We start from the raw sequence: 20,861 nt of genomic DNA on the forward strand, positions 1-20,861 counted from the left end.
CGGGGAAACGGAGGCGGTTCGGGATGTCGCACGGCGAGGTGCTCGGATTCGAGGAGTACGTACGCACTCGGCAGGACGCCCTGCTGCGCAGCGCCCGGCGGCTCGTACCGGACCCGGTGGACGCGCAGGACCTGCTCCAGACCGCCCTCGCCCGGACGTTCGGCCGCTGGGACGGCATAGCCGACAAGTCCCTCGCCGACGCCTATCTGCGCCGCGTCATGATCAACACCCGGACCGAGTGGTGGCGCGCCCGCAAGCTGGAGGAGGTGCCCACCGAGCAGCTGCCCGACGCGTCCGTGGACGACGCGACCGAGCAGCACGCGGACCGGGCCCTGCTGATGGACGTGCTGAAGGTGCTGGCGCCGAAGCAGCGCAGCGTGGTCGTGCTGCGGCACTGGGAGCAGATGAGCACCGAGGAGACGGCGGCTGCGCTCGGCATGTCTACCGGTACGGTGAAGAGCACACTGCACCGCGCGCTCGCCCGGCTTCGCCAGGAGCTGGAGAGCCGGGACCTCGACGCCCGCGCCCTGGACCGCACCGACCGCCCCACCGGCGACCGTGGCGGCCGCGGCACCGACCGGACCGTCCCCGGCACCGGCCGGGCCGCGCACGACGGCCGGCCCCGGCGTACGGAGCCCGGTGTTCGGGTGGTGGAGCAGCGGCGTCACGGACGGGAGCGGGAGCGGTGCGCGGCCTGAGCGGCAGCAGCCTGAGCGGCACACGCGGGACCGGCGGCACACCGGCGCCGGGGCCCGGCAGCGACAACACCGGCAGCAGCGCGAGCGGCAGAGCGGCGGGGAGGGCGGCGGTGGCCGGGCTCGCCGCCGCGGGCGTGCTCGGCCTGCTCACGGCCGCCTGCTCCACCGGCGGCACCGGCACGCGCGACGAGGGCGCCGCGCCCACGGACCAGGCGGCCCCCTCCGGCAGGCCCAGCGCGGCCGCGTCGGCGGCGTCGCCGTTCCGGCGGGTCGATGTGATCGCGCTGCTGAAGGGCGACCCCAAGGTCGGCGAGCAGGTGAAGCGGGACCTCAAGCCGTGCGCGGCGGACGCGTACCCGGTGGACACCTCGTACGGGAACCTCACCGGCACCGGCGTCGCCGACGTCGTCGTCAACGTCATGACCTGCGGCGACGCGGTGGGGGTCGGCACCTATGTGTACCGGATGCGGGACAAGGCGTACGAGAACGTGTTCGCGCTGGAGGAGCCGGCCGTCTACTCGGAGATCGACCGGGGGGACCTGGTCGTCACCAAGCAGGTGTACGCGAAGGGCGACCCGATCGCCTATCCGTCCGGCGAGGACGTGATCACCTACCGCTGGTCGTCGGACCGGTTCACCGAGCACTACATGGTGCACAACGAGTACAGCAAGGCGGTCGAGGGCGGGGACATCACCGGTCCCGCGCCGACCGCGCCGAGTGAGAACTGAGGCGGAAGTGACGGGCGCGGGAGGGCGCGGTATGGCGGAGACGCACGTCCTGTTCGTGGAGGACGACGACGTCATCCGGGAGGCCACGCAGCTGGCCCTGGAGCGGGACGGCTTCGCGGTCACGGCGATGCCGGACGGGCTGTCCGGCCTCGACGCGTTCCGGGCGCGGCAGCCGGACATCGCGCTGCTGGACGTGATGCTGCCCGGCATGGACGGGGTCAGCCTGTGCCGCCGCATCCGGGACGAGTCCACGGTGCCGGTGATCATGATGTCGGCGCGGGCGGACTCGATCGACGTGGTGCTGGGCCTGGAGGCGGGCGCCGACGACTACGTCACCAAGCCGTTCGACGGTGCCGTGCTGATGGCGCGCATCAGGGCCGTACTGCGCCGGTTCGAGAACGCGGGCGGCGGGGCGGCGGGCGCGGACCCGGGCGACCGGGGCGGGCGCGCCGAGCGCGGGCTGCTGGTCTTCGGGGACCTGGAGGTCGACACGGAGGGCATGGAGGTGCGCCGGGGCGGCGTACCGGTCGCGCTGACGCCGACGGAGATGCGGCTGCTGCTGGAGTTCTCGTCCGCGCCGGGCACGGTCCTGTCGCGGGACAAGCTGCTGGAGCGGGTCTGGGACTACGGCTGGGGCGGTGACACGCGCGTGGTGGACGTCCATGTGCAGCGGCTGCGCGCCAAGATCGGCCAGGACCGGATCGAGACGGTCCGCGGCTTCGGTTACAAGCTCAGGGCCTGAGGAGCGATGAGACAACCGGCACTGCGGACGGGCGTGCGATGGAAGATCTCCGTCGCCATCGCCGCCGTGGGCGCCCTGATCACGATGGCGCTGAGCCTCGTCGTCCACAACGCCGCCCGCGTGTCGATGCTCGACAACGCGCGCGAGGTGCAGATGGAGCGGCTTCTCTTCGCCCAGCGCGTGTACGAGGCGTCGAAGCCCAAGGAGCCCCGGTTCGGCACCAAGCTCAACGACCCGAACCTGCCGCGCGAGCTGAACCGGCTGATGGCGCGCAAGCACCGCGGCACGTATGTGGAGGAGCACGCGGACGGCGCGCCGGACGTGTGGGCGGCGGTGCCCCTCGGCAACGGCGACGTGCTGTCGCTGCACACGCCGTTCGCGGACCGCAGCGCGACGGTGATGCGACGGCTGGACGAGGCGCTGATCGTCGGTTCGGTGTCGGTCGTCTTCGCCGGATCGGCGCTGGGCGTGCTCATCGGCGGGCAGCTGTCGCGACGGCTGCGGAAGGCGGCCGCCGCCGCGGGGAAGGTCGCGCAGGGCAACACGGACGTGCGGGTGCGGGACGCGATCGGCGGGGTCGTACGGGACGAGACGGACGAGCTGGCGCGGGCGGTGGACGCCCTGACGGACGCCCTGCACGAGCGGATCGAAGCGGAGCGGCGGGTCACGGCGGACATCGCGCACGAGCTGCGCACCCCGGTCACGGGGCTGCTGACGGCCGCCGAGCTGCTGCCGCCGGGCCGGCCGACGGAGCTGGTGCGGGACCGGGCGAGGGCGATGCGCACCCTGGTGGAGGACGTGCTGGAGGTGGCCCGGCTCGACAGCGCGTCGGAGCGGGCCGAGCTCCAGGAGATCGCGCTCGGCGAGTTCGTCGGCCGCAGGGTGGCGCTGCTGAACCCGGACGCGGTGGTGCGGGTGGTGCACGAGTCGTGGGTGAGCACCGACCCGCGCCGCCTGGAGCGCATCCTCGGCAACCTGCTGACCAACGCCGCCAAGTACGGCAGGCCGCCGGTCGAGGTGACCGTCGAGGGCCGGGTCGTACGGGTACGGGACCACGGGCCCGGGTTCCCGGAGGCGCTGCTGCGCGAGGGGCCGAGCCGGTTCCGCACGGGCGCCAGCGACCGGGGCCGGGCGGGCGCCGGGCACGGGCTGGGCCTGACCATCGCGGCGGGCCAGGCGCGGGTGCTGGGCGCCCGGCTCACCTTCCGCAACGCCGCGATGCCGGAGGGCACCGCCGCCCAGGCGGCCCCGGACGGCACGGCCGCACACGGGATCCCGGGCTCCACGGCCGCACACGGGACCCCGGGCTCCACGGCCCCGGGAACGCCTGATGGCACCGCCCCGGGGGTGGGGGGTGCCATCGCGGTGCTGTGGCTGCCGGAGCACGCTCCGACGAACACGGGGAGCTTCCCGATGATCCAGTTCCCGGAGGAGACCTGAGCGGCCGCTCCGGAGACGGGGCGGGATGCGGGGGCGGGGGCGCCGGGTGGGCGCCCCCTGGGGCGTCCTTAGAGGACGACGCCCTCGGCGCGCAGGAACTTCGCCGGGTTGACGGACGAGCCGTAGTTCGGCGTCGTGCGGATCTCGAAGTGCAGGTGCGGGCCGGAGGAGTTGCCGGTGTTGCCGGACCGGGCGATCGACTGGCCCGTCTTCACCTTCGAGCCGAGCTTCACGTTGATCTTCGAGAGGTGCGCGTACTGCGAGTACGTGCCGTTGGAGTGCTTGATGACGATGGCGTTGCCGTAGGCCGGGCCGTCGCCGCCGCCGTTGGGGCCGGCCTTGACGACGACGCCGCTGTGGGCGGCCTTCACCGGGGTGCCGACCGGGACGGCGAAGTCCTGGCCCGAGTGCTTGCTCGTCCACATGGCGCCGCCCTGGTTGTAGCTGGCGGTCAGCGTGTAGCCGTTGACGGGCTTGACCCAGCCGATGGCCTTCTTGGCCTTCTTGGCGGCCGCGGCCTTCTTGGCGGCGGCCTTGACCGCGGCGGCCTTGGTGGCCTTCGCCTTGGCGGCCTGCTGGGCGGCGTGCGCCTGAGCCTTCGCCTGGGCGGCGACGGCGGCGGCGGTGTCCATGGCGAGCGGAGCCTTGGCCTCGGCCGCGACGGCCGACGCACCTGCTCCGAACACCGTGGCAACTCCCATGCCGGCGGCAGCGAGGGCGACGACGGCGTTACGGGCGGGGTGGTTGGCGCGCTGCGACATACGAGGTGAACCTCCGAAGTGGGGGATGGGACCGAGCCGGCGGCACGAGGCGTACCGGGCTTCGGTCATCCTTGGTACCGGCTTCTCCCGGCATGTCCCAAACGCCGTTTCTACGACATACGGTCGTAGTGCCCGCTGTGTGACGCGGACACTTGACGCCCTCGGCGATTTCGCCATCAGCCTTGGGATATGCACTCAAAAGGGACATTCGCTCCGCATCTCCAAGGCGGACAGCCCCTGCCGCCCCATGACGGCCCCCACGCCACCCCTCCGGCACGCCGCCCACCCCACGCCACCACCCCCGGCGCGGCCCGGACGGGAGATCGATTGAGGCAACCGTGCACTATTCCGTCTAGTACATCCGAATTGCCCTGTGCGCATCGTCACGAGGAAGGGCCCCGCCTTCTTCCTGAGCGGCCTTCGCTCCGGGACCCTTTCGCCATGAGACCCGTGACGCGCACCACGCAGACACGCAAGCCGGCACGTACGTCCCTGACCACCCGCGCCACCGCGCTCGGCCTCGCCGCGCTCCTCGCCTGGACCGTCCAGGGGGCGACCGCGCCCGCGGGCGCCGGTCCGTCCGACACCGGCCTCAAGGGCGCCATCGACGAGATCCTCACCGACCCCCGCCTCGACGGGGGTGCCGCCGGGGTCGTCGTCGCCGACGCCGAGACCGGTACGACCCTGTACCAGCGGAACAGCGGCGACCGCCTGATGCCCGCCTCCAACACCAAGATCCCCACCTCGGTGGCGGCCATGGCCCTCCTCGGCCCCGACCACCACTTCCGCACGGAGGTGCTGGCCACCGGCCGCCAGTACGCCGGAACCCTCCACGGCGACCTCTACCTGCGCGGCACCGGCGACCCCACCACCCTCGCCACCGACTACGACCGGCTCGCCGCGCGTGTCGCCGCATCCGGCATCCGACGGGTCACCGGCCGCCTCGTCGCCGACGACACCCGCTTCGACGGCAACCGGCTGGGCCGCTCCTGGGCGGCGGACGACGAGTCCTCGTACTACTCCGCGCAGATCTCCGCGCTCACGCTCGCCCCGGACACGGACTACGACTCCGGCACCGTCATCGTCGAGGCCGCCGCCACCAGCGCGGGCCGGCACCCCGCCGTCACGCTCACCCCGCGCACCGACTACGTCCGCGTCGACAACCGCGCCACCACCGTCGGCAGCGGCCGCCCCGACACGCTCACCATCGAGCGCGCCCACGGCACCAACACCCTCGTCATCAGCGGCGAGATCCCGGTGGGGGCCTCCCCCACCAAGGAGTGGATCACCGTGGACGAGCCGACCGGGTACGCGACCGCCGTCTTCGCGGACGCGCTGGCCGCCCACGGCGTACGCGTCGACGGCCCCACCCGGCTCGGCCTCGCCACGCCCGCGTCGGCCAAGCCGGTGGCGGTCCACCGCTCCATGCCGCTCAAGCAGCTCATGCACCCGTTCATGAAGCTCTCCAACAACATGCACGCGGAGGCCCTCACCAAGGCCGTCGGATACGAGACGTCCGGCAGCGGCAGCTGGAGCGCGGGCCTCGCCGCCATCGACGCGTACCTGGCGAAGGAGGGCGTGGACACCTCCGTACTGCGCCAGGTGGACGGCTCCGGCCTGTCCAGGATGAACCTGTACCCGGCCGGGCAGCTGGCCGGGCTGCTCCTCGCCGTACGCGACGCACCCTGGTACGCCGACTGGTACGCGTCCCTGCCGGTGGCCTGCGACCCGGACCGCGCCGTCGGCGGCACGCTGCGGCGCCGGATGTGCGACACCCCGGCGGCGCTGAACGCCCGCGGCAAGACCGGCACCCTGACTGGCGCGTCCGCGCTGTCCGGATACGTCAGGGACGCGGCCGGTCGCCAACTGGTCTACAGCGTGGTCCTCAACAACCACCTGGCGTCCTCGGTGAAGGACATCGAGGACGCGATCGTGGTCACCCTCGCCTCCTCGGACACGGCGGCGGGCGAGATCGCCAAGGCGGACCTCCGGCCTGAGCGGCGTGTGAACGACTCGTCGGACGCCCTGGAGTGCACCTGGCAGAAGCCCAGGGCCCGCTGCTGAGCCTGGCGGCCTCCGGGCATGCGAAAGGGGCCCGCCCCGGACCGTGGATCACGGTCCGGGGCGGGCCCCTTCAGGCATCAGCCCCCGGCTGTCGGCCGTCCGACTGGGGTCAGGCGTCCTTCGAGAGGTTCGGTCCGGCGCCGCCGGCCGCCTCGATGGGCGGAGCGTCCGGCAGAGCGGACTTCTCCTCGCCGCGGAAGGTGAACTTCTTCTCCTCACCCTCGCCCTCGGTGTCCACGACCACGATGTGACCGGGGCGCAGCTCGCCGAAGAGGATCTTCTCCGACAGGATGTCCTCGATCTCGCGCTGGATCGTCCGGCGCAGCGGCCGGGCGCCCAGCACGGGGTCGTAGCCCTTCTTCGCCAGGAGGATCTTCGCGTCACCGCTGAGCTCGATGCCCATGTCGCGGTCCTTCAGACGCTCGTCCACCTTGGCGATCATGAGGTCGACGATCTGGATGATGTCTTCCTGGCTGAGCTGGTGGAAGACGACCGTGTCGTCCACGCGGTTCAGGAACTCGGGGCGGAAGTGCTGCTTCAGCTCCTCGTTGACCTTCGCCTTCATCCGGTCGTAGCCGGTCTTGACGTCGCCCTGGGCGGCGAAGCCCAGGTTGAAGCCCTTGGAGATGTCCCGGGTCCCGAGGTTGGTCGTCATGATGATGACCGTGTTCTTGAAGTCCACGACCCGGCCCTGGGAGTCGGTCAGGCGACCGTCCTCCAGGATCTGGAGCAGGGAGTTGAAGATGTCGGGGTGGGCCTTCTCGACCTCGTCGAAGAGGACGACGGAGAACGGCTTGCGGCGCACCTTCTCGGTGAGCTGGCCGCCCTCCTCGTAGCCCACGTATCCGGGCGGGGAGCCGAAGAGGCGCGACACGGTGTGCTTCTCGCTGAACTCCGACATGTCGAGCGAGATCATCGCGTCCTCGTCGCCGAAGAGGAACTCGGCGAGCGTCTTGGACAGCTCGGTCTTACCCACACCGGACGGACCGGCGAAGATGAACGAGCCACCGGGGCGCTTCGGGTCCTTGAGGCCGGCCCGCGTACGGCGGATGGCCTGCGACAGGGCCTTGATGGCGTCCTTCTGGCCGATGACACGCTTGTGGAGTTCGTCTTCCATGCGGAGCAGACGGGAGGACTCCTCCTCCGTCAGCTTGAAGACCGGGATGCCGGTGGCGGTCGCGAGGACCTCGGCGATCAGCTCGCCGTCCACCTCGGCGACGACGTCCATGTCGCCGGCCTTCCACTCCTTCTCCCGCTTGGCCTTGGCGGCCAGGAGCTGCTTCTCCTTGTCGCGGAGCGACGCGGCCTTCTCGAAGTCCTGCGCGTCGATCGCGGACTCCTTGTCCCGGCGGACGGAGGCGATCTTCTCGTCGAACTCGCGGAGGTCCGGCGGCGCGGTCATCCGGCGGATGCGCATCCGGGAACCGGCCTCGTCGATCAGGTCGATCGCCTTGTCCGGCAGGAAGCGGTCGGAGATGTACCGGTCGGCCAGCGTGGCGGCCTGCACGAGCGCCTCGTCCGTGATGGACACGCGGTGGTGCGCCTCGTACCGGTCGCGCAGACCCTTGAGGATCTCGATCGTGTGCGGCAGCGACGGCTCGGCGACCTGGATGGGCTGGAAGCGGCGCTCCAGCGCGGCGTCCTTCTCCAGGTACTTGCGGTACTCGTCGAGCGTGGTGGCACCGATGGTCTGGAGCTCACCGCGGGCCAGCATCGGCTTCAGGATCGACGCGGCGTCGATGGCACCCTCGGCGGCGCCCGCACCCACCAGGGTGTGGAGCTCGTCGATGAAGAGGATGATGTCGCCGCGCGTGCGGATCTCCTTGAGGACCTTCTTCAGGCGCTCCTCGAAGTCACCGCGGTACCGGGAGCCGGCGACCAGCGCGCCGAGGTCCAGGGTGTAGAGGTGCTTGTCCTTGAGGGTCTCGGGCACCTCACCCTTGACGATGGCCTGCGCCAGGCCCTCGACGACGGCGGTCTTGCCGACGCCGGGCTCGCCGATGAGGACCGGGTTGTTCTTCGTGCGGCGGGACAGCACCTGCATGACCCGCTCGATCTCCTTCTCGCGCCCGATGACCGGGTCGAGCTTGGACTCACGAGCGGCCTGGGTGAGGTTCCGGCCGAACTGGTCGAGGACCAGGGACGTGGAGGGCGTGCCCTCGGCGGGACCGCCGGCGGTGGCGGCCTCCTTGCCCCCGGAGTAACCGGAGAGCAGCTGGATGACCTGCTGCCGCACCCGGTTGAGATCGGCGCCCAGCTTCACGAGGACCTGGGCGGCGACGCCCTCGCCCTCGCGGATCAGGCCGAGCAGGATGTGCTCCGTGCCGATGTAGTTGTGGCCGAGCTGAAGGGCCTCGCGGAGCGACAGCTCCAGCACCTTCTTGGCACGGGGCGTGAAGGGGATGTGCCCGGACGGGGCCTGCTGGCCCTGGCCGATGATCTCCTCCACCTGCTGGCGGACCGCCTCGAGCGAAATCCCGAGGCTCTCCAGGGCCTTAGCGGCGACACCCTCACCCTCGTGGATCAGGCCCAGGAGGATGTGCTCGGTGCCGATGTAGTTGTGGTTGAGCATCCGGGCTTCTTCCTGAGCCAGGACGACAACCCGCCGCGCGCGGTCGGTGAACCTCTCGAACATCGTTAATCGCTCCTCAGAGCGGTCAGGCAGTAAGGGGTCGGTCCCCTCCCTGTCCTTCCGCAGCTTAGTCCCGCAAGCGGGGACCGCTCATTCCAACTGCCGACACCCGTCGATGGCCTCCTGACCCCGAACGCCGACAAATGCTCCAACCCGATGGTGCGAGACGATGTTCCCGCAGGCCAGGCAGATACCCGTACCAGCAGTACGCCGATGGCGAACGTGAGACGTCCGCGACCGCGTGTCGCCCCTCCCCACTAGGAATGTCTTACCCGCAAGCACCGACAGTCCATGCGGCGCACCCCCGGGGCCTCAGCTACGGGCGAACATCCTTGTGTGGCGGATCGCCGCCACACACCCCCGGATCGCGCACACACCGCGATCATCCTCCCACCGTGCGTAACTTTCGGCGGTCGCCCGAAGTTCCCCCGACATGGCCGCCACCGTCCCCGTTCCCCTCCCCGCTCCCCGTCCGCCGCTCGGCGGGCACCGTACGCGTTCGGGGTGGGCGTCCGTCGCGCGCTGGTACGAGGACCGGCTGGGCTGGGCCACCGCCGGGGGACCTCCGGCCCGGCTGCTGACCGGGCTGCGCTTCGACGTCCTGGACCTGCCGGCCGCCGCCGGGCTCGCCGTGCTGCGACGGGTGCCGGGCGAGTGGCCGGTCGCGGTCGCGGGGCGGCGGATGCGCGTCCTGGTCGCCGCGGGGAGCGCCGAGGAGCTTCCCGGTCTCCTCGACTGGCTGGAGTGGGGCGGGATCGCCCTGGACCTGGCCGCGTGGGGAGCGGGCGGGCGGATGGCCGCCCCCACTCCCCCGGGCTGGGACGCGCCGGGCGTTCCCGGCGCCCCGGTGTGGCTGCGGCCGCCCGAGCCGGGGCGCGAGGTGGAGTCCACGCTCGCGGGGCTTCCCGGGGTCGGCGTCGCGGGGTCCGCGGCACCTTCGGGCGGCTCCGGGCTGGTGCGGCTCGTCGCCGTGGCCGCGGCGGAATGCCACCGGGCCCGGCTGCTGGCCGCCGACCGCGCTCGCGCCACGAGCGGCCCGGGCGTGGCCGGGCGGTGACGGCGCGTGCCCGTGCGGGGGGGTGCGTGGCGTCCCGTACGGCCTGATCGCCCTGGGGCGGTAGGGCCTTGTGCGGCGCGGTACGGCTGCCGTCGGCGGCCTGGGGCCCGTCCCGGTCGCGGGCCGGTCGTCCGGTGCGTCCGGCCCGCCTTCCGAGCCTGGTGCGGTCCGCCGGTGCCGGCTTCGCCGCGGGTCAGGAGGCCGTGGCTCAGCGGTTGGCGTCCTCGTACGCCTGCCGCACCTCGGCCGGCACGCGGCCGCGGTCGTTCACCGGGTAGCCGTTCTCCTTGGCCCACGCGCGGATCTTCGCGGTGTCCGGGCTGCCGCTCGCGGAGGCGCGGCCCTTGCCACGGCCGCCCGCGGTACGGCCACCGGTGCGTCGGCCGCTCTTCGTGTACGGCTCGAGCAGGGAACGCAGCTTGTCCGCGTTGGCGGTGGTGAGGTCGATCTCGTAGGTCTTGCCGTCCAGAGCGAACGTCACCGTCTCGTCCGCCTCGCCGCCGTCGAGGTCGTCGACAAGAAGGACCTGAACCTTCTGCGCCACCGGATTTCCTTTCATCGAAAATGCAGTACGCGGAAAGGAAACCGCTTTTCCCTGAAAAACACAAACCCTCGGGACGGGTTCAGAACCGCGAGAACACGGGAAACATACGCGATTCGGACATAGGGATCGCGAGCGCGGGGTCGGTCACAGGTGCAGAAGCATGCGGCTGTTGCCCAAGGTGTTCGGCTTCACCCGTTCGAGACCGAGGAACTCGGCGACGCCCTCGTCATAGGAACGCAGGAGCTCGCTGTAGACATCTCCGTCGACCGGCGTCTCGCCGATCTCCACGAAGCCGTGCTTGGCGAAGAAGTCGACTTCGAAGGTGAGGCAGAATACCCGTCGCACCCCGAGCCAGCGGGCGGTGTGCAGCAACTTGTCCAGCACCTGATGGCCGACGCCGGCGCCCTTGAAGTCGGGATCGACGGCGAGAGTGCGGACTTCGGCGAGATCTTCCCACATCACATGGAGTGCGCCGCAACCCACTACGGTGGCGTCCTCGTCGCGTTCGGCGACCCAGAACTCCTGGATGTCCTCGTAAAGCGTCACGGGCGCTTTGTCGAGGAGGATGCCGCGGGCGACGTACGGATCGACGAGGCGGCGCACGGCCGGTACGTCACCGGTCCGCGCGCGGCGGATGGTGACGGCTTTCGCCCGGGTATTCCCCGGGGGCGGGGTGGCGGGCGGCGTCGAGGCGGCGGGGGCCTCGGCCGCGGCGGGGGCGGCAGGGGGTGCGGGCGTCTCGCCTGAGGCGGAGCCGGGCCCGGGGGCCGGGGCGGATGACGTGGACGACATGGCTCGGAACGCTATCGCTCCGCGCCGCCCTCGCGCGCGGGGCCGCCGTGGGGGCGGGCGCGGCCGCCGGAGTCGGCGGAGCCGGACTCGGGGGGCGCGGCGGGTTCTGCGGAGCTGGGCTCTGCGGGTTCTGCGGGTTCCGCGGACCGGGCCGACTCGGCGGACCTGGCGGACCCGGTGGGCCTCTCGGGCGGGAATCCTTCGGCCGGGCTTTCCACGGGGCGTTCGGTGTCGCTTTGCGGGACGGCCGACGGTCCGGAGCCCATGGAGTGGCCTTGGCCCTTGCCTCGCCCTCCGCTTTCGTCCGCGCGCGGAGCGCCGTCGTCCGGAGCAGTGCCTTCCGGCGGCGCATTCGGGGCTTCTCCCGGCGTGAACGCGGGGCCTTTTCCGGGAGTTTCACGTTCTGGCCGTACGGCGTCTTCCGGCCCTTCGGCTGTTTCCGGGGTGTCCCGCTGGACGATGCGGATCGCGTCGTTGAGCGCTTCCCGCTGCCCGGGCGACATCATGCCGAAGAACGCGACGAGTGCGGCGGCCGGGTTGTCGCTCTGCGACCACGCTTCGTTCATCAGTGCGGCCGAGTAGGCGGCGCGCGTGGAGACGGCCGTATATCGATAGGCCCGGCCGGCGACTTCCCGCCGTACCCAGCCCTTCTGGTGGAGATTGTCCAGCACGGTCATGACCGTGGTGTAGGCGATGGACCGTTCCCGCTGGAGATCCTCCAGGACTTCCCGGACGGTGACCGGACGGTTCCATTGCCAGACGCGCGTCATCACGGCGTCCTCAAGCTCTCCCAATTGACGGGGCACACGGCCACCATAGTGGGAGTTCCATGAATGAACGGCTATTGACGTAACAAAAAGGACGTACGACGCGAATCACGCCGTACGTCCTCAAAGCGACCGTGGGGTCAGGCTCCGCCGGAGCGATTCACGTGCCACCAGGCCGGTCATGCCTCGCCGGGGCGGGTCACGCCTTGCCGGGCTCCGGGGAGCCGTCGGACTGGCGGGCGGCCTCGGCGCGGGCGAACGCCGCGTCCACGGCCGCGTCCTCCTTGGACTTGTTGGGGCCGCCCTGGCTCTTGATGATCGTCACCACGACCGCGGTGAAGAAGACGGCCATCACCACGGGCGGAAGGAGCGCGGATACGTAGTCCATGGCATCCAGCGTAGCTACCCGGCGACCCGTTTCTCCGACGGGGGCGGGGCGGGGCGGCGGCGGGGCGGGAAGACCTCGGACGGCTTGGGCACCGGGCGGCCCGCCGGGGAGGGGGCGGACGGCTTGGGCGGCTGCGGCCTCCTGGGCTCCTCCGCCCCCTCGCCCGCGCGGCCGCCCTGGAGGACGAGGAGGCGGGTGCGGGAGGCGGCGGGCGCAGGGATGGCGACGGCGGGCCGGGCGGCCGCCGCGGGGGCCGCGGGAGCCGTGGAGGCGGGGGCGGCGGCCGGGGCCGGTACGTGGCGGCCCGCGAGGCGGGCTCGCACCGAACGCTCGGCCAGCTCCTCGCAGCGCGCCAGGAGCGCGGCGGCGGCCGGTGCGGTGCGCAGGCTGCGCAGCGCCGCCAGGTCGGCGGGCCCGGGGTCGTATCCGGCGGTGAGGGCGTCCCGGAGGAGCTCCAGGTAGCCGGGGGCGGCGCCGGGCAGGGCGGCACGGTAGCGGGCCAGGTCGGCGAGGACGAAGGACCTCATCCTGCCGCTCTCGCGGGCCGCCTCGTCCACGGCCTGGGCGAGGCGCAGACAGTCCCGTACGTCCTCGTCGGCGAGCGGGGTCGGGTGCAGGGCGTGGCCCAGGGCGCGTCGCAGCACACGCAGTTCGTCTGCGCTGAACGCCAGGCCGCCTCGGGGTCCGTATGGCGTGGGCATGATTCCGACAATACGTGCATATCGGACAAAGTTGGCGCAGGAGCGGGGCCGGGCGCGTTCAGCTCCCGGCCCCGCTCCTGACTCCCTCGCCGGCCGCTGCCGGCACGCCGGTCACATGCGGCCGACGTTCCGCTCGTAGACGAGGCGCAGGCCGATCAGGGTCAGCCACGGCTCGTGCTCGTCGATCAGCTTCGCCTCGCCCAGCACCATCGGCGCGAGGCCGCCCGTCGCGATGACCGTCACGTCCGACGGGTCGCCGTCCGGGCCGGCCAGCTCCTGCCGCATGCGGTGGACCACCCCGTCCACCTGGCCCGCGAACCCGTAGACGATGCCCGACTGCATGGCCTCCACGGTGTTCTTGCCGATCACGCTCCGCGGCCGGGTCACCTCGATCTTGCGGAGCTGGGCGCCCCGCACGCCGAGCGCCTCGACGGAGATCTCGATGCCCGGCGCGATGACCCCGCCGACGTACTCGCCGCGCGCGCTGACCGCGTCGAACGTCGTCGCCGTGCCGAAGTCCACGACGATCGCCGGGCCGCCGTACAGCTCGACCGCCGCCGCCGAGTTGATGATCCGGTCGGCGCCGACCTCCTTGGGGTGGTCGGTCAGCACCGGCACGCCGGTCTTGATGCCGGGCTCGACCAGGACGGCGGGCACGTCGCCGTAGTAGCGGCGGGTCACCTCGCGCAGCTCGTGCAGCACGGAGGGGACCGTGGAACAGATCGCGATGCCCTCGATGCCGTCGCCCAGCTCGTCGCCGAGCAGCGGGTGCATGCCCATCAGGCCCTGGAGGACCACCGCCAGCTCGTCGGCGGTGCGCCGGGCGTCCGTGGAGATCCGCCAGTGCTCGACGATCTCCTCGCCGTCGAACAGGCCGAGGACGGTGTGGGTGTTGCCGACGTCGATGGTGAGCAGCATCGGTCAGCCCTGGGCCTCTCGCAGGTCGAGGCCGATGTCGAGGATCGGCGAGGAGTGGGTGAGGGCGCCCACCGCGAGGTAGTCCACACCGGTCGCGGCGTACGCGGCGGCGTTCTCCAGGGTGAGCCGGCCCGACGACTCCAGGACGGCGCGGCCCGCGACGAGCGTGACGGCCTCCTCGGTCTCGGCGGGCGTGAAGTTGTCCAGCAGGATCAGGTCGGCGCCCGCGTCGAGGACCTCGCGGACCTGGTGGAGCGTGTCCACCTCGACCTCGATCGGCACGTCGGGGAACTGCTCCCGCACGGCCTTGAACGCCTGCGCGACACCGCCGGCCGCCACCACGTGGTTGTCCTTGACCAGCGCGGCGTCCGACAGCGACATGCGGTGGTTGACGCCACCGCCGCAGCGGACGGCGTACTTCTCCAGGGCGCGCAGGCCCGGCGTGGTCTTGCGGGTGTCGCGGACCTTCGCCTTGCAGCCCTCCAGGGCGTCCGCCCACGCGCGCGTGGCGGTCGCGATGCCGGAGAGGCGGCACATGATGTTGAGGGCGCTGCGCTCGCCGGTCAGCAGGTCGCGGGTGCGGGCCGTGACGGACAGCAGCTTCTGGCCGGCCTCGACGCGGTCGCCGTCCAGGACGTGCCGCTCCACCTCGAACTCGTCGGTGCAGACGATCGACAGCACCGCCTCGGCGATGTGGATACCGGCGACCGTGCCCGCCTCGCGCGCGGTGAAGTCGGCGGTGGCGACGGCGTCCTCCGGGACGGTCGCGACCGTGGTGACGTCCACGCCGCCGTCCAGGTCCTCCTCGATCGCGCGGTACGCCACGTCCTCGACCAGCACCGGGTCGAGGCCCAGCTGGTCGAGGAGCTCGGCGAGCGCCGGGTCGAGCCCGCACTCGTACACCTCGTCGCCCTCCAGGCCGGCCGCGCAGCCGCAGCCGTCACCGCAGCCGCCCGCCTCCGCGTCCTGGGCGGGCGCGGGGGCGCCGATCTGGATCAGGGGGACGTCCACGGGCTGCGGGCGTTCTTCGGGCGTGGTCATGCTTGCTGCTCCCTGCGGGCGGCGGCCTGGTCGGCGGTGTGGTGTGCGGGCTGGAGGGTCGTCTCGGGGCCGTCCGCGGGCTCGTCGGCGCGCTGGACGGTCGGGGGGAAGTCGTGGGTGGCGGTCGTGCGGACGTCCAGGCTCCGGTCCGGGCGGAGGCGTACGACGAGGTGGCGGCGCCAGGCGGTGTCGTCCCGGTCGGGGTGGTCCTCGCGCCAGTGGCAGCCGCGGGTCTCCTCGCGGCGGCGGGCGGCGGCGACCAGGACGCGGGCGACGCACAGCAGGTTGGTGGTCTCCCAGGACTCGACGCCGGGCTCGGCCGTCGTGTGGCCGCCGTCCCCCGCGCCGAGCGCGGCGTCGTGAATGGCGTCCAGCTGCTCGGCGGCCTCGGCGAGGCTGTCGGCGGAGCGCAGGACGCCCGCCCCGAGGGTCATCACCTGCTGCACGCGCGTGCGGGTGGCCGGGTCGAGCAGCGGAAGGACGCGGGGGGCGGGGTGCGGGGCTGGGGTGACCGTGCGCCGGGCGGGGGCGCTTTCGGCGGGGGCGCTTTCGGCGGTGCCTGCGGTGGTGGTGCCTTCGGCGGCGGCGGGGGCGGCCAGCTCGGCGGCGATGTCGTCGGCGATGCGCTCGGCGAAGACCAGGCCCTCCAGGAGGGAGTTGGACGCGAGCCGGTTCGCGCCGTGGACGCCGGTGCAGGCCACCTCTCCGCACGCGTAGAGGCCCGGCACGGTGGTGCGGCCCCGCAGGTCGGTGCGGACGCCCCCGGAGGCGTAGTGCGCGGCGGGGGCGACCGGGATGGGCTCGGTCACCGGGTCGAAACCGTGCGTGCGGCACGCGGCGAGGATCGTCGGGAAGCGGGACTCCCACATCTCGGCGCCGAAGTGACGGGCGTCGAGGTACATGTGGGCGGCGCCCTGCTCGCGCATCCGCCGCATGATGCCCTTGGCGACGATGTCGCGCGGGGCCAGCTCGGCCAGCTCGTGCTGCCCGACCATGAACCGGACGCCGTCCGCGTCGACCAGGTGGGCGCCCTCGCCCCGTACCGCCTCGGAGACCAGCGGCTGCTGGCCCTCCGCCTCCGGGCCGAGGAACAGGACGGTGGGGTGGAACTGGACGAACTCCAGGTCGCTGACCTCGGCCCCGGCGCGCAGGGCGAGCGCGACGCCGTCACCGGTGGAGACCGCCGGGTTGGTGGTCGCGGAGAAGACCTGGCCCATGCCGCCGGTCGCCAGGACGACGGCCGGAGCGTGGACGGCACCCACGCCGTCGTGCTGGCCCTCGCCCATGACGTGCAGGGTCACACCGGCCGTGCGGCCCTCGGCGTCGGTGAGGAGGTCGAGTACGAGCGCGTTCTCGATGGTGCGGACTGCGCGCTCACGGACCGCGTCCACGAGGGCGCGGGAGATCTCGGCGCCCGTCGCGTCGCCGCCCGCGTGCGCGATGCGGCGGCGGTGGTGGCCGCCCTCGCGGGTCAGCTCGATCGTGCCGGACGCGTCCTTGTCGAACCGGGCGCCCGTGGCGATGAGCCGCCGTACGGCGTCGGGGCCCTCCGTGACCAGCGCGCGGACCGCCACCTCGTCGCACAGCCCGGCGCCCGCGACGAGCGTGTCGTCCATGTGCTGCTCGGGGGTGTCCCCGTCGCCGAGCGCTGCGGCGATCCCGCCCTGCGCCCAGCGGGTGGACCCGTCGTCCAGGCGGGCCTTGGTGACGACGACCGTACGGAGCCCGGCGGCCGTGCAGCGCAGGGCGGCGGTCAGTCCGGCGACGCCGGAGCCCACGACGACCACGTCGGCGTCGATGGCCCAGCCGGGCGGCGGGGCATGCAGTCGTATGCCGGTCATGCGGGGGCTCCGAAAGTGAGGGGCAGATTGTCGATCAGCCGGGTCGTGCCGACCTTGGCGGCCACGAGGAGGACCGCGTCACCGGTGTGGTCGTCGGGCACCTCGGTGAAGTCGGCCGGGTCCACGAGGGCCAGGTAGTCCAGGACGAGCGGCGGCTCCGCGTCGGCGGCCTCGTCCAGGACTGCGCGTGCGGCGGCCCGTACGGCGTCGGCGCCTCCGCCCGGCCCGTGCTGGGCCACCTGGGCGACGGCGTGCGCGTCGGCGGCCGCACGGGACTCGCCGAGCTTGGACAGGGCCTCGGCACGGCTGGGCGACGCGGGCAGGGTCGCGGCACGCGCGCGGAGCGCCTGCTGGGCGGCGAGCCGGTCGCGGGCGGCGAACAGCGCGGCGGACAGGGCAAGCGCGGTGCGGCGCTCCTGGGAGGACAGGTAGCGGTTGCGGCTGGACAGGGCCAGCCCGTCGGGCTCACGGACCGTGGATACGCCGACGATCTCCACGCGGAACGCCAGGTCGTGCACCATGCGGCGGATGAGGGCCAGCTGCTGGGCGTCCTTCTGGCCGAAGAACGCCACGTCGGGCCGGGTGAGGTGGAGCAGCTTGGCCACGACGGTCAGCATGCCGTCGAAGTGGCCGGGGCGTGAGGCGCCTTCCAGCCGCTGTCCCATGGGCCCAGCGGAGACACGGACGTGAGGCTCGCCGCCCGGGTACACCTCGTCCACGGAGGGCGCGAACACGACGTCGGCGCCCGCCTCCGCGGCGACCCGCACGTCGGCGTCCAGGGTGCGCGGGTAGCGGTCGAGGTCCTCGCCCGCGCCGAACTGCAACGGGTTGACGAACACGGTGACGACGACGAACCCGTCCCGCCCGACCCGCTCCCGCGCGGTCCGCACCAGCGTGGCGTGCCCGTCGTGGAGCGCGCCCATCGTCATGACGACGGCGACCCGGGGGGCCGGGGCGCCCGGGGCGGTGGCGTGGTGCCGGGTGGCGCGGGCCTGGTCCACGAGCTGGTCGAGGGCCTCGCGGGTGTGGACGAGCGTGACACCGGGGCGTGCGCCGGGGGTGCCGTCGGACGTCCGGGGGGCGTGCGACGTCGGGCTCATCGCCGGGTGTCTCCTTCCGGGCCCTCGTCGGGGCTTCCTTCGCCTGCCGGGCCCGCGGCGAGGACCCCGAGCAGGTCCTCCGCGAGCTCGGGCTTGAGCAGACCGTGAGCGAGGGCACGGTCGGCGGTGGAGCGGGCCATCGCCAGGTAACCGGCGACCGTGGCCGGGGCGTGCTTGCGCAGCTCGGCGACGTGCGCGGCGACCGTGCCGGCGTCTCCGCGCGCGACGGGGCCGGTCAGGGCGGCGTCACCGGACCGCAGCGCGTTGTCCAGCGCGGCGCCGAGCAGCGGGCCGAGCATCCGGTCGGGCGCGCCCACTCCGGCGCGGCGGAGCAGCTCCATCGACTGGGCCACCAGGGTGACGAGGTGGTTGGCGCCCAGCGCGAGGGCCGCGTGGTAGAGGGGGCGGGCCTCTTCGGCGATCCATTCGGGCTCGCCGCCCATCTCGATGACGAGCGCCTCGGCGGCCAGGCGCAGCTCGTCGGGCGCGGTCACCCCGAAGGAGCAACCGGCGAGCCGCTGCACATCGACGCTCGTACCGGTGAACGTCATGGCGGGGTGCAGGGCCAGCGGCAGCCCGCCCGCCCTGCGGGCGGGGTCGAGCACGCCGACGCCGTACCGCCCGGAGGTGTGGACGATCAGCTGCCCGGGACGTACGGCTCCGGTCTCGGCGAGGCCCTGGACCAGGCCGGGCAGAGCGTCGTCGGGCACGGTGAGCAGCACCAGCTCGGCGCGCTCCATCACCTGGGCGGGCGGGACCACGGGCACGCCGGGCAGCAGCTCGGCGGCGCGCTTCAGGGACGCGTCGGACACACCGGAGACGGCGACCGGGCGGTGTCCTGCGAGCTGTAGGGACGCGGCCAGGGCGGGTCCGACCCGGCCGGCGCCCACGACGCCGACGGCGAGCCGGGCGGGGCGGGGTTCTGGTGATGGGTTCACGTGGCGACGGCCTTCCGTTCCAGTCCTCGGCGGGTACCGGACGATTTCTCGTCATGCTACGCCAGCGTTTCGGCGCCGCTTCCGCACCGTCCACAGCCACCCACGCTCGGTCCGATAATCACACGCACCTGTGGATAACGCCCGTGCATGATCTCGGCATGACTGGTGCGATGGACGACGACGGCAAGCCCGTCGGGCGACGGGACGAGGCAGGGGCGGCACACCGAGGAGAAGGGGCAGGAGGAGCCGGGCGGCACGGCTCGGAAGGGAGAGAAGCCCAGGAGAGCCAACTCGAAGGGAGGAGAGAAGAGGTACGCGGAGGGGGGTCGGCCCTGGAGGCGGAGGCCGGGGAGGCGGGCGCCCTGGGAGGTAGGGCCCCGGGAGGCAGGGCCCTGGACGAGGCAGGGGACACGGAAGGCGGGGGCGAGGCCCTGGACGACGCGGCGGGGCGGCGGGTCGCGGCGTGGCGGGCGGCGAGGCGGCTGCTGCACCGGACGTCGTCGGAGGCGACACCGCGCGAGTGGCTGGCGAGGCTGACCGCCGACGGGCCGTCGGTGTACGACGTGGACGACAGCGTCGACATGTACGGGAACGGGGTCGTCGAGCACCTGGAGCGGCGGGTGGCGGAGCTGCTCGGGTTCCCGGCGGCGGTGTTCTTCCCCACGGGGACGATGGCGCAGCAGGTGGCGCTGCGGACCTGGGCGGGGCGGACCGGCAACCGGGTCGTGGCGCTGCACCCGCTGGCCCACCCGGAGGTGCACGAGCGGGACGCGCTGGCGGTGGTGAGCGGGCTGCGGACGGTACACCCGACGCACGCGGCCCGGCTGCCGACGGCGGACGAGGTACGGGAGGTGGGAGAGCCGTTCGGGACGCTGATGCTGGAGCTGCCGCTGCGCGACGCGGGGTTCGTGCTGCCGGCCTGGGAGGAACTGGAGGAGGTGGTGGAGGCCGCGCGGGAGCGGGACGCGGTGGTGCACTTCGACGGGGCCCGGCTGTGGGAGACGACGGCGCACTTCGGGCGGGACCTGCCGGAGATCGCGGGCCTGGCGGACAGCGTGTACGTGTCCTTCTACAAGTCGCTGGACGGGCTGTCGGGGGCGGCGCTGGTGGGAGCGGAGTCGTTCGCGGAGGAGGCGCGGGCGTGGCGCCACCGGTATGGGGGGAACGTCTTCCAGCAGCACCCGGCGGCGCTGGCGGCCCTGCTGGGCCTGGAGCGGGAGCTGCCGAGGCTGCCGTCGTACGTGGCGCACGCGCGGGTTGTGGCGGACGCGCTGCGGGACGGGTTCGCCACGGCGGGCGTGCCGTGGTTCCGGGTGCACCCGGAGGTGCCGCACACCCACGAGTTCCAGGTCTGGCTCCCGTACGGGCCGGACGTCCTGTCGGAGGCGGCGACCCGTCAGGCGGAGGAGACGGGGACGGTCCTGTTCCGCCGCTGGTTCGCGGGCAGCGCGGGCGGCCCGCCCGGTGTCGCGATGACCGAGGTGTCGGTCACGTCACCGGGCCTGGAATGGACGGCGGACGACGTGAAGGGGGCGGTGCGCGAGTTCCTGGAGATGGTGGACCGGGTGGGACGGGAAGGGTGAGCGGCGGCTATTGACGGGGCGGGAGAGGTGGGGGGGCGTGAGGGGTGGGAGGGGGGGGGGCGGGGGGGAGTGGCGGGTGACGGCGTTGGGCGGCGTGGCCAGAATCGGGGAGGCGTTGCCGGGCGC

At 73.0% G+C, this 20,861-nt stretch carries 18 protein-coding genes and 1 pseudogene; 7 read left to right on the forward strand and 12 right to left on the reverse strand.

Annotated features, from left to right (window positions below):
* Window positions 1-23 precede the first annotated feature (23 nt).
* From J116_RS11550 to cseC, 4 genes are read left to right on the forward strand one after another with little or no spacing between them, the layout of a single operon-like run.
* Window positions 24-698 (forward strand): SigE family RNA polymerase sigma factor, encoded by a 675-nt coding sequence (locus J116_RS11550; protein WP_023587230.1) that lies wholly within the window; start codon window positions 24-26, stop codon window positions 696-698.
* Window positions 686-1,426 carry a hypothetical protein gene (locus J116_RS11555; protein ID WP_028963941.1) on the forward strand — a complete coding sequence of 247 codons (741 nt, stop codon included), beginning with the start codon at window positions 686-688 and terminating at the stop codon, window positions 1,424-1,426. The genes J116_RS11550 and J116_RS11555 overlap by 13 nt, the downstream gene beginning before the upstream one ends.
* A 31-nt stretch (window positions 1,427-1,457) precedes the next feature.
* A complete protein-coding gene (cseB, locus tag J116_RS11560) occupies window positions 1,458-2,168 on the forward strand; it encodes a two-component system response regulator CseB (RefSeq protein ID WP_023587231.1) in 711 nt (236 codons plus the stop codon).
* 6 nt (window positions 2,169-2,174) lie between these two features.
* Complete coding sequence (gene cseC / locus J116_RS11565) at window positions 2,175-3,608, forward strand: two-component system sensor histidine kinase CseC (RefSeq protein WP_023587232.1); 1,434 nt, start codon at window positions 2,175-2,177, stop codon at window positions 3,606-3,608.
* A gap of 68 nt (window positions 3,609-3,676) precedes the next feature.
* Here cseC and J116_RS11570 read toward each other — a convergent pair whose 3' ends face one another.
* Complete coding sequence (locus J116_RS11570) at window positions 3,677-4,369, reverse strand: M23 family metallopeptidase (protein WP_023587233.1); 693 nt, start codon at window positions 4,367-4,369, stop codon at window positions 3,677-3,679.
* A 441-nt stretch (window positions 4,370-4,810) separates the two neighbouring features.
* Between J116_RS11570 and dacB the strand changes: the two genes are divergently transcribed.
* Window positions 4,811-6,433, forward strand: a complete 1,623-nt coding sequence (dacB, locus tag J116_RS11575) for a D-alanyl-D-alanine carboxypeptidase/D-alanyl-D-alanine endopeptidase (protein ID WP_037946635.1) — start codon at window positions 4,811-4,813, stop codon at window positions 6,431-6,433.
* A gap of 109 nt (window positions 6,434-6,542) precedes the next feature.
* Here the strand turns inward: dacB and J116_RS11580 are convergent, their stop codons facing one another.
* Window positions 6,543-9,068: an ATP-dependent Clp protease ATP-binding subunit gene (locus J116_RS11580; protein WP_023587235.1), complete on the reverse strand. Its 2,526-nt coding sequence runs from the start codon at window positions 9,066-9,068 to the stop codon at window positions 6,543-6,545.
* A 430-nt stretch (window positions 9,069-9,498) separates the two neighbouring features.
* Here J116_RS11580 and J116_RS11585 point away from each other — a divergent pair, with 430 nt between their 5' ends.
* Window positions 9,499-10,122, forward strand: coding sequence for an SCO3374 family protein (locus tag J116_RS11585; RefSeq protein ID WP_023587236.1), 624 nt, complete (start codon window positions 9,499-9,501; stop codon window positions 10,120-10,122).
* Between the two features lie 208 nt (window positions 10,123-10,330).
* On the opposite strand, the gene J116_RS11590 is transcribed toward J116_RS11585, so the two are convergent.
* The 10 genes and pseudogenes from J116_RS11590 to J116_RS11630 form a co-directional block, all read right to left on the reverse strand.
* Window positions 10,331-10,666, reverse strand: a complete 336-nt coding sequence (locus J116_RS11590) for a histone-like nucleoid-structuring protein Lsr2 (RefSeq protein WP_023587237.1) — start codon at window positions 10,664-10,666, stop codon at window positions 10,331-10,333.
* A 144-nt stretch (window positions 10,667-10,810) separates the two neighbouring features.
* The gene (locus tag J116_RS11595) at window positions 10,811-11,458 is read right to left on the reverse strand and encodes an amino-acid N-acetyltransferase (protein ID WP_023587238.1); all 648 of its coding nucleotides are present in this window, start codon (window positions 11,456-11,458) and stop codon (window positions 10,811-10,813) included.
* Between the two features lie 445 nt (window positions 11,459-11,903).
* Window positions 11,904-12,228 (reverse strand): annotated as a pseudogene (locus J116_RS31595) (BlaI/MecI/CopY family transcriptional regulator); the annotation flags it as partial.
* 196 nt (window positions 12,229-12,424) lie between these two features.
* Window positions 12,425-12,613: a hypothetical protein gene (locus J116_RS11600; protein WP_023587240.1), complete on the reverse strand. Its 189-nt coding sequence runs from the start codon at window positions 12,611-12,613 to the stop codon at window positions 12,425-12,427.
* A 14-nt stretch (window positions 12,614-12,627) separates the two neighbouring features.
* Window positions 12,628-13,284, reverse strand: a complete 657-nt coding sequence (locus J116_RS11605; protein WP_028963943.1) for a hypothetical protein — start codon at window positions 13,282-13,284, stop codon at window positions 12,628-12,630.
* Between the two features lie 141 nt (window positions 13,285-13,425).
* Window positions 13,426-14,232, reverse strand: coding sequence for a type III pantothenate kinase (locus J116_RS11610; RefSeq protein WP_023587242.1), 807 nt, complete (start codon window positions 14,230-14,232; stop codon window positions 13,426-13,428).
* 3 nt (window positions 14,233-14,235) lie between these two features.
* Window positions 14,236-15,273, reverse strand: a complete 1,038-nt coding sequence (gene nadC / locus J116_RS11615) for a carboxylating nicotinate-nucleotide diphosphorylase (RefSeq protein ID WP_023587243.1) — start codon at window positions 15,271-15,273, stop codon at window positions 14,236-14,238.
* Window positions 15,270-17,114: an L-aspartate oxidase gene (locus tag J116_RS11620; RefSeq protein WP_023587244.1), complete on the reverse strand. Its 1,845-nt coding sequence runs from the start codon at window positions 17,112-17,114 to the stop codon at window positions 15,270-15,272. Before J116_RS11620 ends, nadC begins: the two co-directional genes overlap by 4 nt.
* A complete protein-coding gene (panC, locus tag J116_RS11625) occupies window positions 17,111-18,214 on the reverse strand; it encodes a pantoate--beta-alanine ligase (RefSeq protein ID WP_023587245.1) in 1,104 nt (367 codons plus the stop codon). The genes J116_RS11620 and panC overlap by 4 nt, the downstream gene beginning before the upstream one ends.
* On the reverse strand, window positions 18,211-19,152 hold the full coding sequence (locus J116_RS11630; RefSeq protein ID WP_028963944.1) for a Rossmann-like and DUF2520 domain-containing protein: 942 nt from the start codon (window positions 19,150-19,152) through the stop codon (window positions 18,211-18,213). Before J116_RS11630 ends, panC begins: the two co-directional genes overlap by 4 nt.
* Window positions 19,153-19,310: 158 nt before the next feature.
* On the opposite strand from J116_RS11630, the gene J116_RS11635 reads away from it, so the two are divergent.
* Entirely contained in the window at window positions 19,311-20,735 is a 1,425-nt protein-coding gene (locus J116_RS11635) for a threonine aldolase family protein (protein WP_235617336.1), read from the forward strand.
* Window positions 20,736-20,861 lie beyond the last annotated feature (126 nt).

It is taken from the genome of Streptomyces thermolilacinus SPC6, assembly GCF_000478605.2.
GTDB lineage: Bacteria > Actinomycetota > Actinomycetes > Streptomycetales > Streptomycetaceae > Streptomyces > Streptomyces thermolilacinus.

What these genes read in the sequence shown, in the direction of transcription:
- J116_RS11585 (WP_023587236.1), top strand. Translation starts at nt 9,499, where the DNA reads ATGGCCGCCACCGTCCCCGTTCCCCTCCCCGCTCCCCGTCCGCCGCTC.
- J116_RS11610 (WP_023587242.1), bottom strand. Translation starts at nt 14,232, where the DNA reads ATGCTGCTCACCATCGACGTCGGCAACACCCACACCGTCCTCGGCCTG.
- J116_RS11595 (WP_023587238.1), bottom strand. Translation starts at nt 11,458, where the DNA reads ATGTCGTCCACGTCATCCGCCCCGGCCCCCGGGCCCGGCTCCGCCTCA.
- J116_RS11580 (WP_023587235.1), bottom strand. Translation starts at nt 9,068, where the DNA reads ATGTTCGAGAGGTTCACCGACCGCGCGCGGCGGGTTGTCGTCCTGGCT.
- dacB (WP_037946635.1), top strand. Translation starts at nt 4,811, where the DNA reads ATGAGACCCGTGACGCGCACCACGCAGACACGCAAGCCGGCACGTACG.
- panC (WP_023587245.1), bottom strand. Translation starts at nt 18,214, where the DNA reads ATGAGCCCGACGTCGCACGCCCCCCGGACGTCCGACGGCACCCCCGGC.
- cseC (WP_023587232.1), top strand. Translation starts at nt 2,175, where the DNA reads ATGAGACAACCGGCACTGCGGACGGGCGTGCGATGGAAGATCTCCGTC.
- J116_RS11635 (WP_235617336.1), top strand. Translation starts at nt 19,311, where the DNA reads ATGACTGGTGCGATGGACGACGACGGCAAGCCCGTCGGGCGACGGGAC.
- nadC (WP_023587243.1), bottom strand. Translation starts at nt 15,273, where the DNA reads ATGACCACGCCCGAAGAACGCCCGCAGCCCGTGGACGTCCCCCTGATC.
- J116_RS11600 (WP_023587240.1), bottom strand. Translation starts at nt 12,613, where the DNA reads ATGGACTACGTATCCGCGCTCCTTCCGCCCGTGGTGATGGCCGTCTTC.
- J116_RS11620 (WP_023587244.1), bottom strand. Translation starts at nt 17,114, where the DNA reads ATGACCGGCATACGACTGCATGCCCCGCCGCCCGGCTGGGCCATCGAC.
- J116_RS11550 (WP_023587230.1), top strand. Translation starts at nt 24, where the DNA reads ATGTCGCACGGCGAGGTGCTCGGATTCGAGGAGTACGTACGCACTCGG.
- cseB (WP_023587231.1), top strand. Translation starts at nt 1,458, where the DNA reads ATGGCGGAGACGCACGTCCTGTTCGTGGAGGACGACGACGTCATCCGG.
- J116_RS11570 (WP_023587233.1), bottom strand. Translation starts at nt 4,369, where the DNA reads ATGTCGCAGCGCGCCAACCACCCCGCCCGTAACGCCGTCGTCGCCCTC.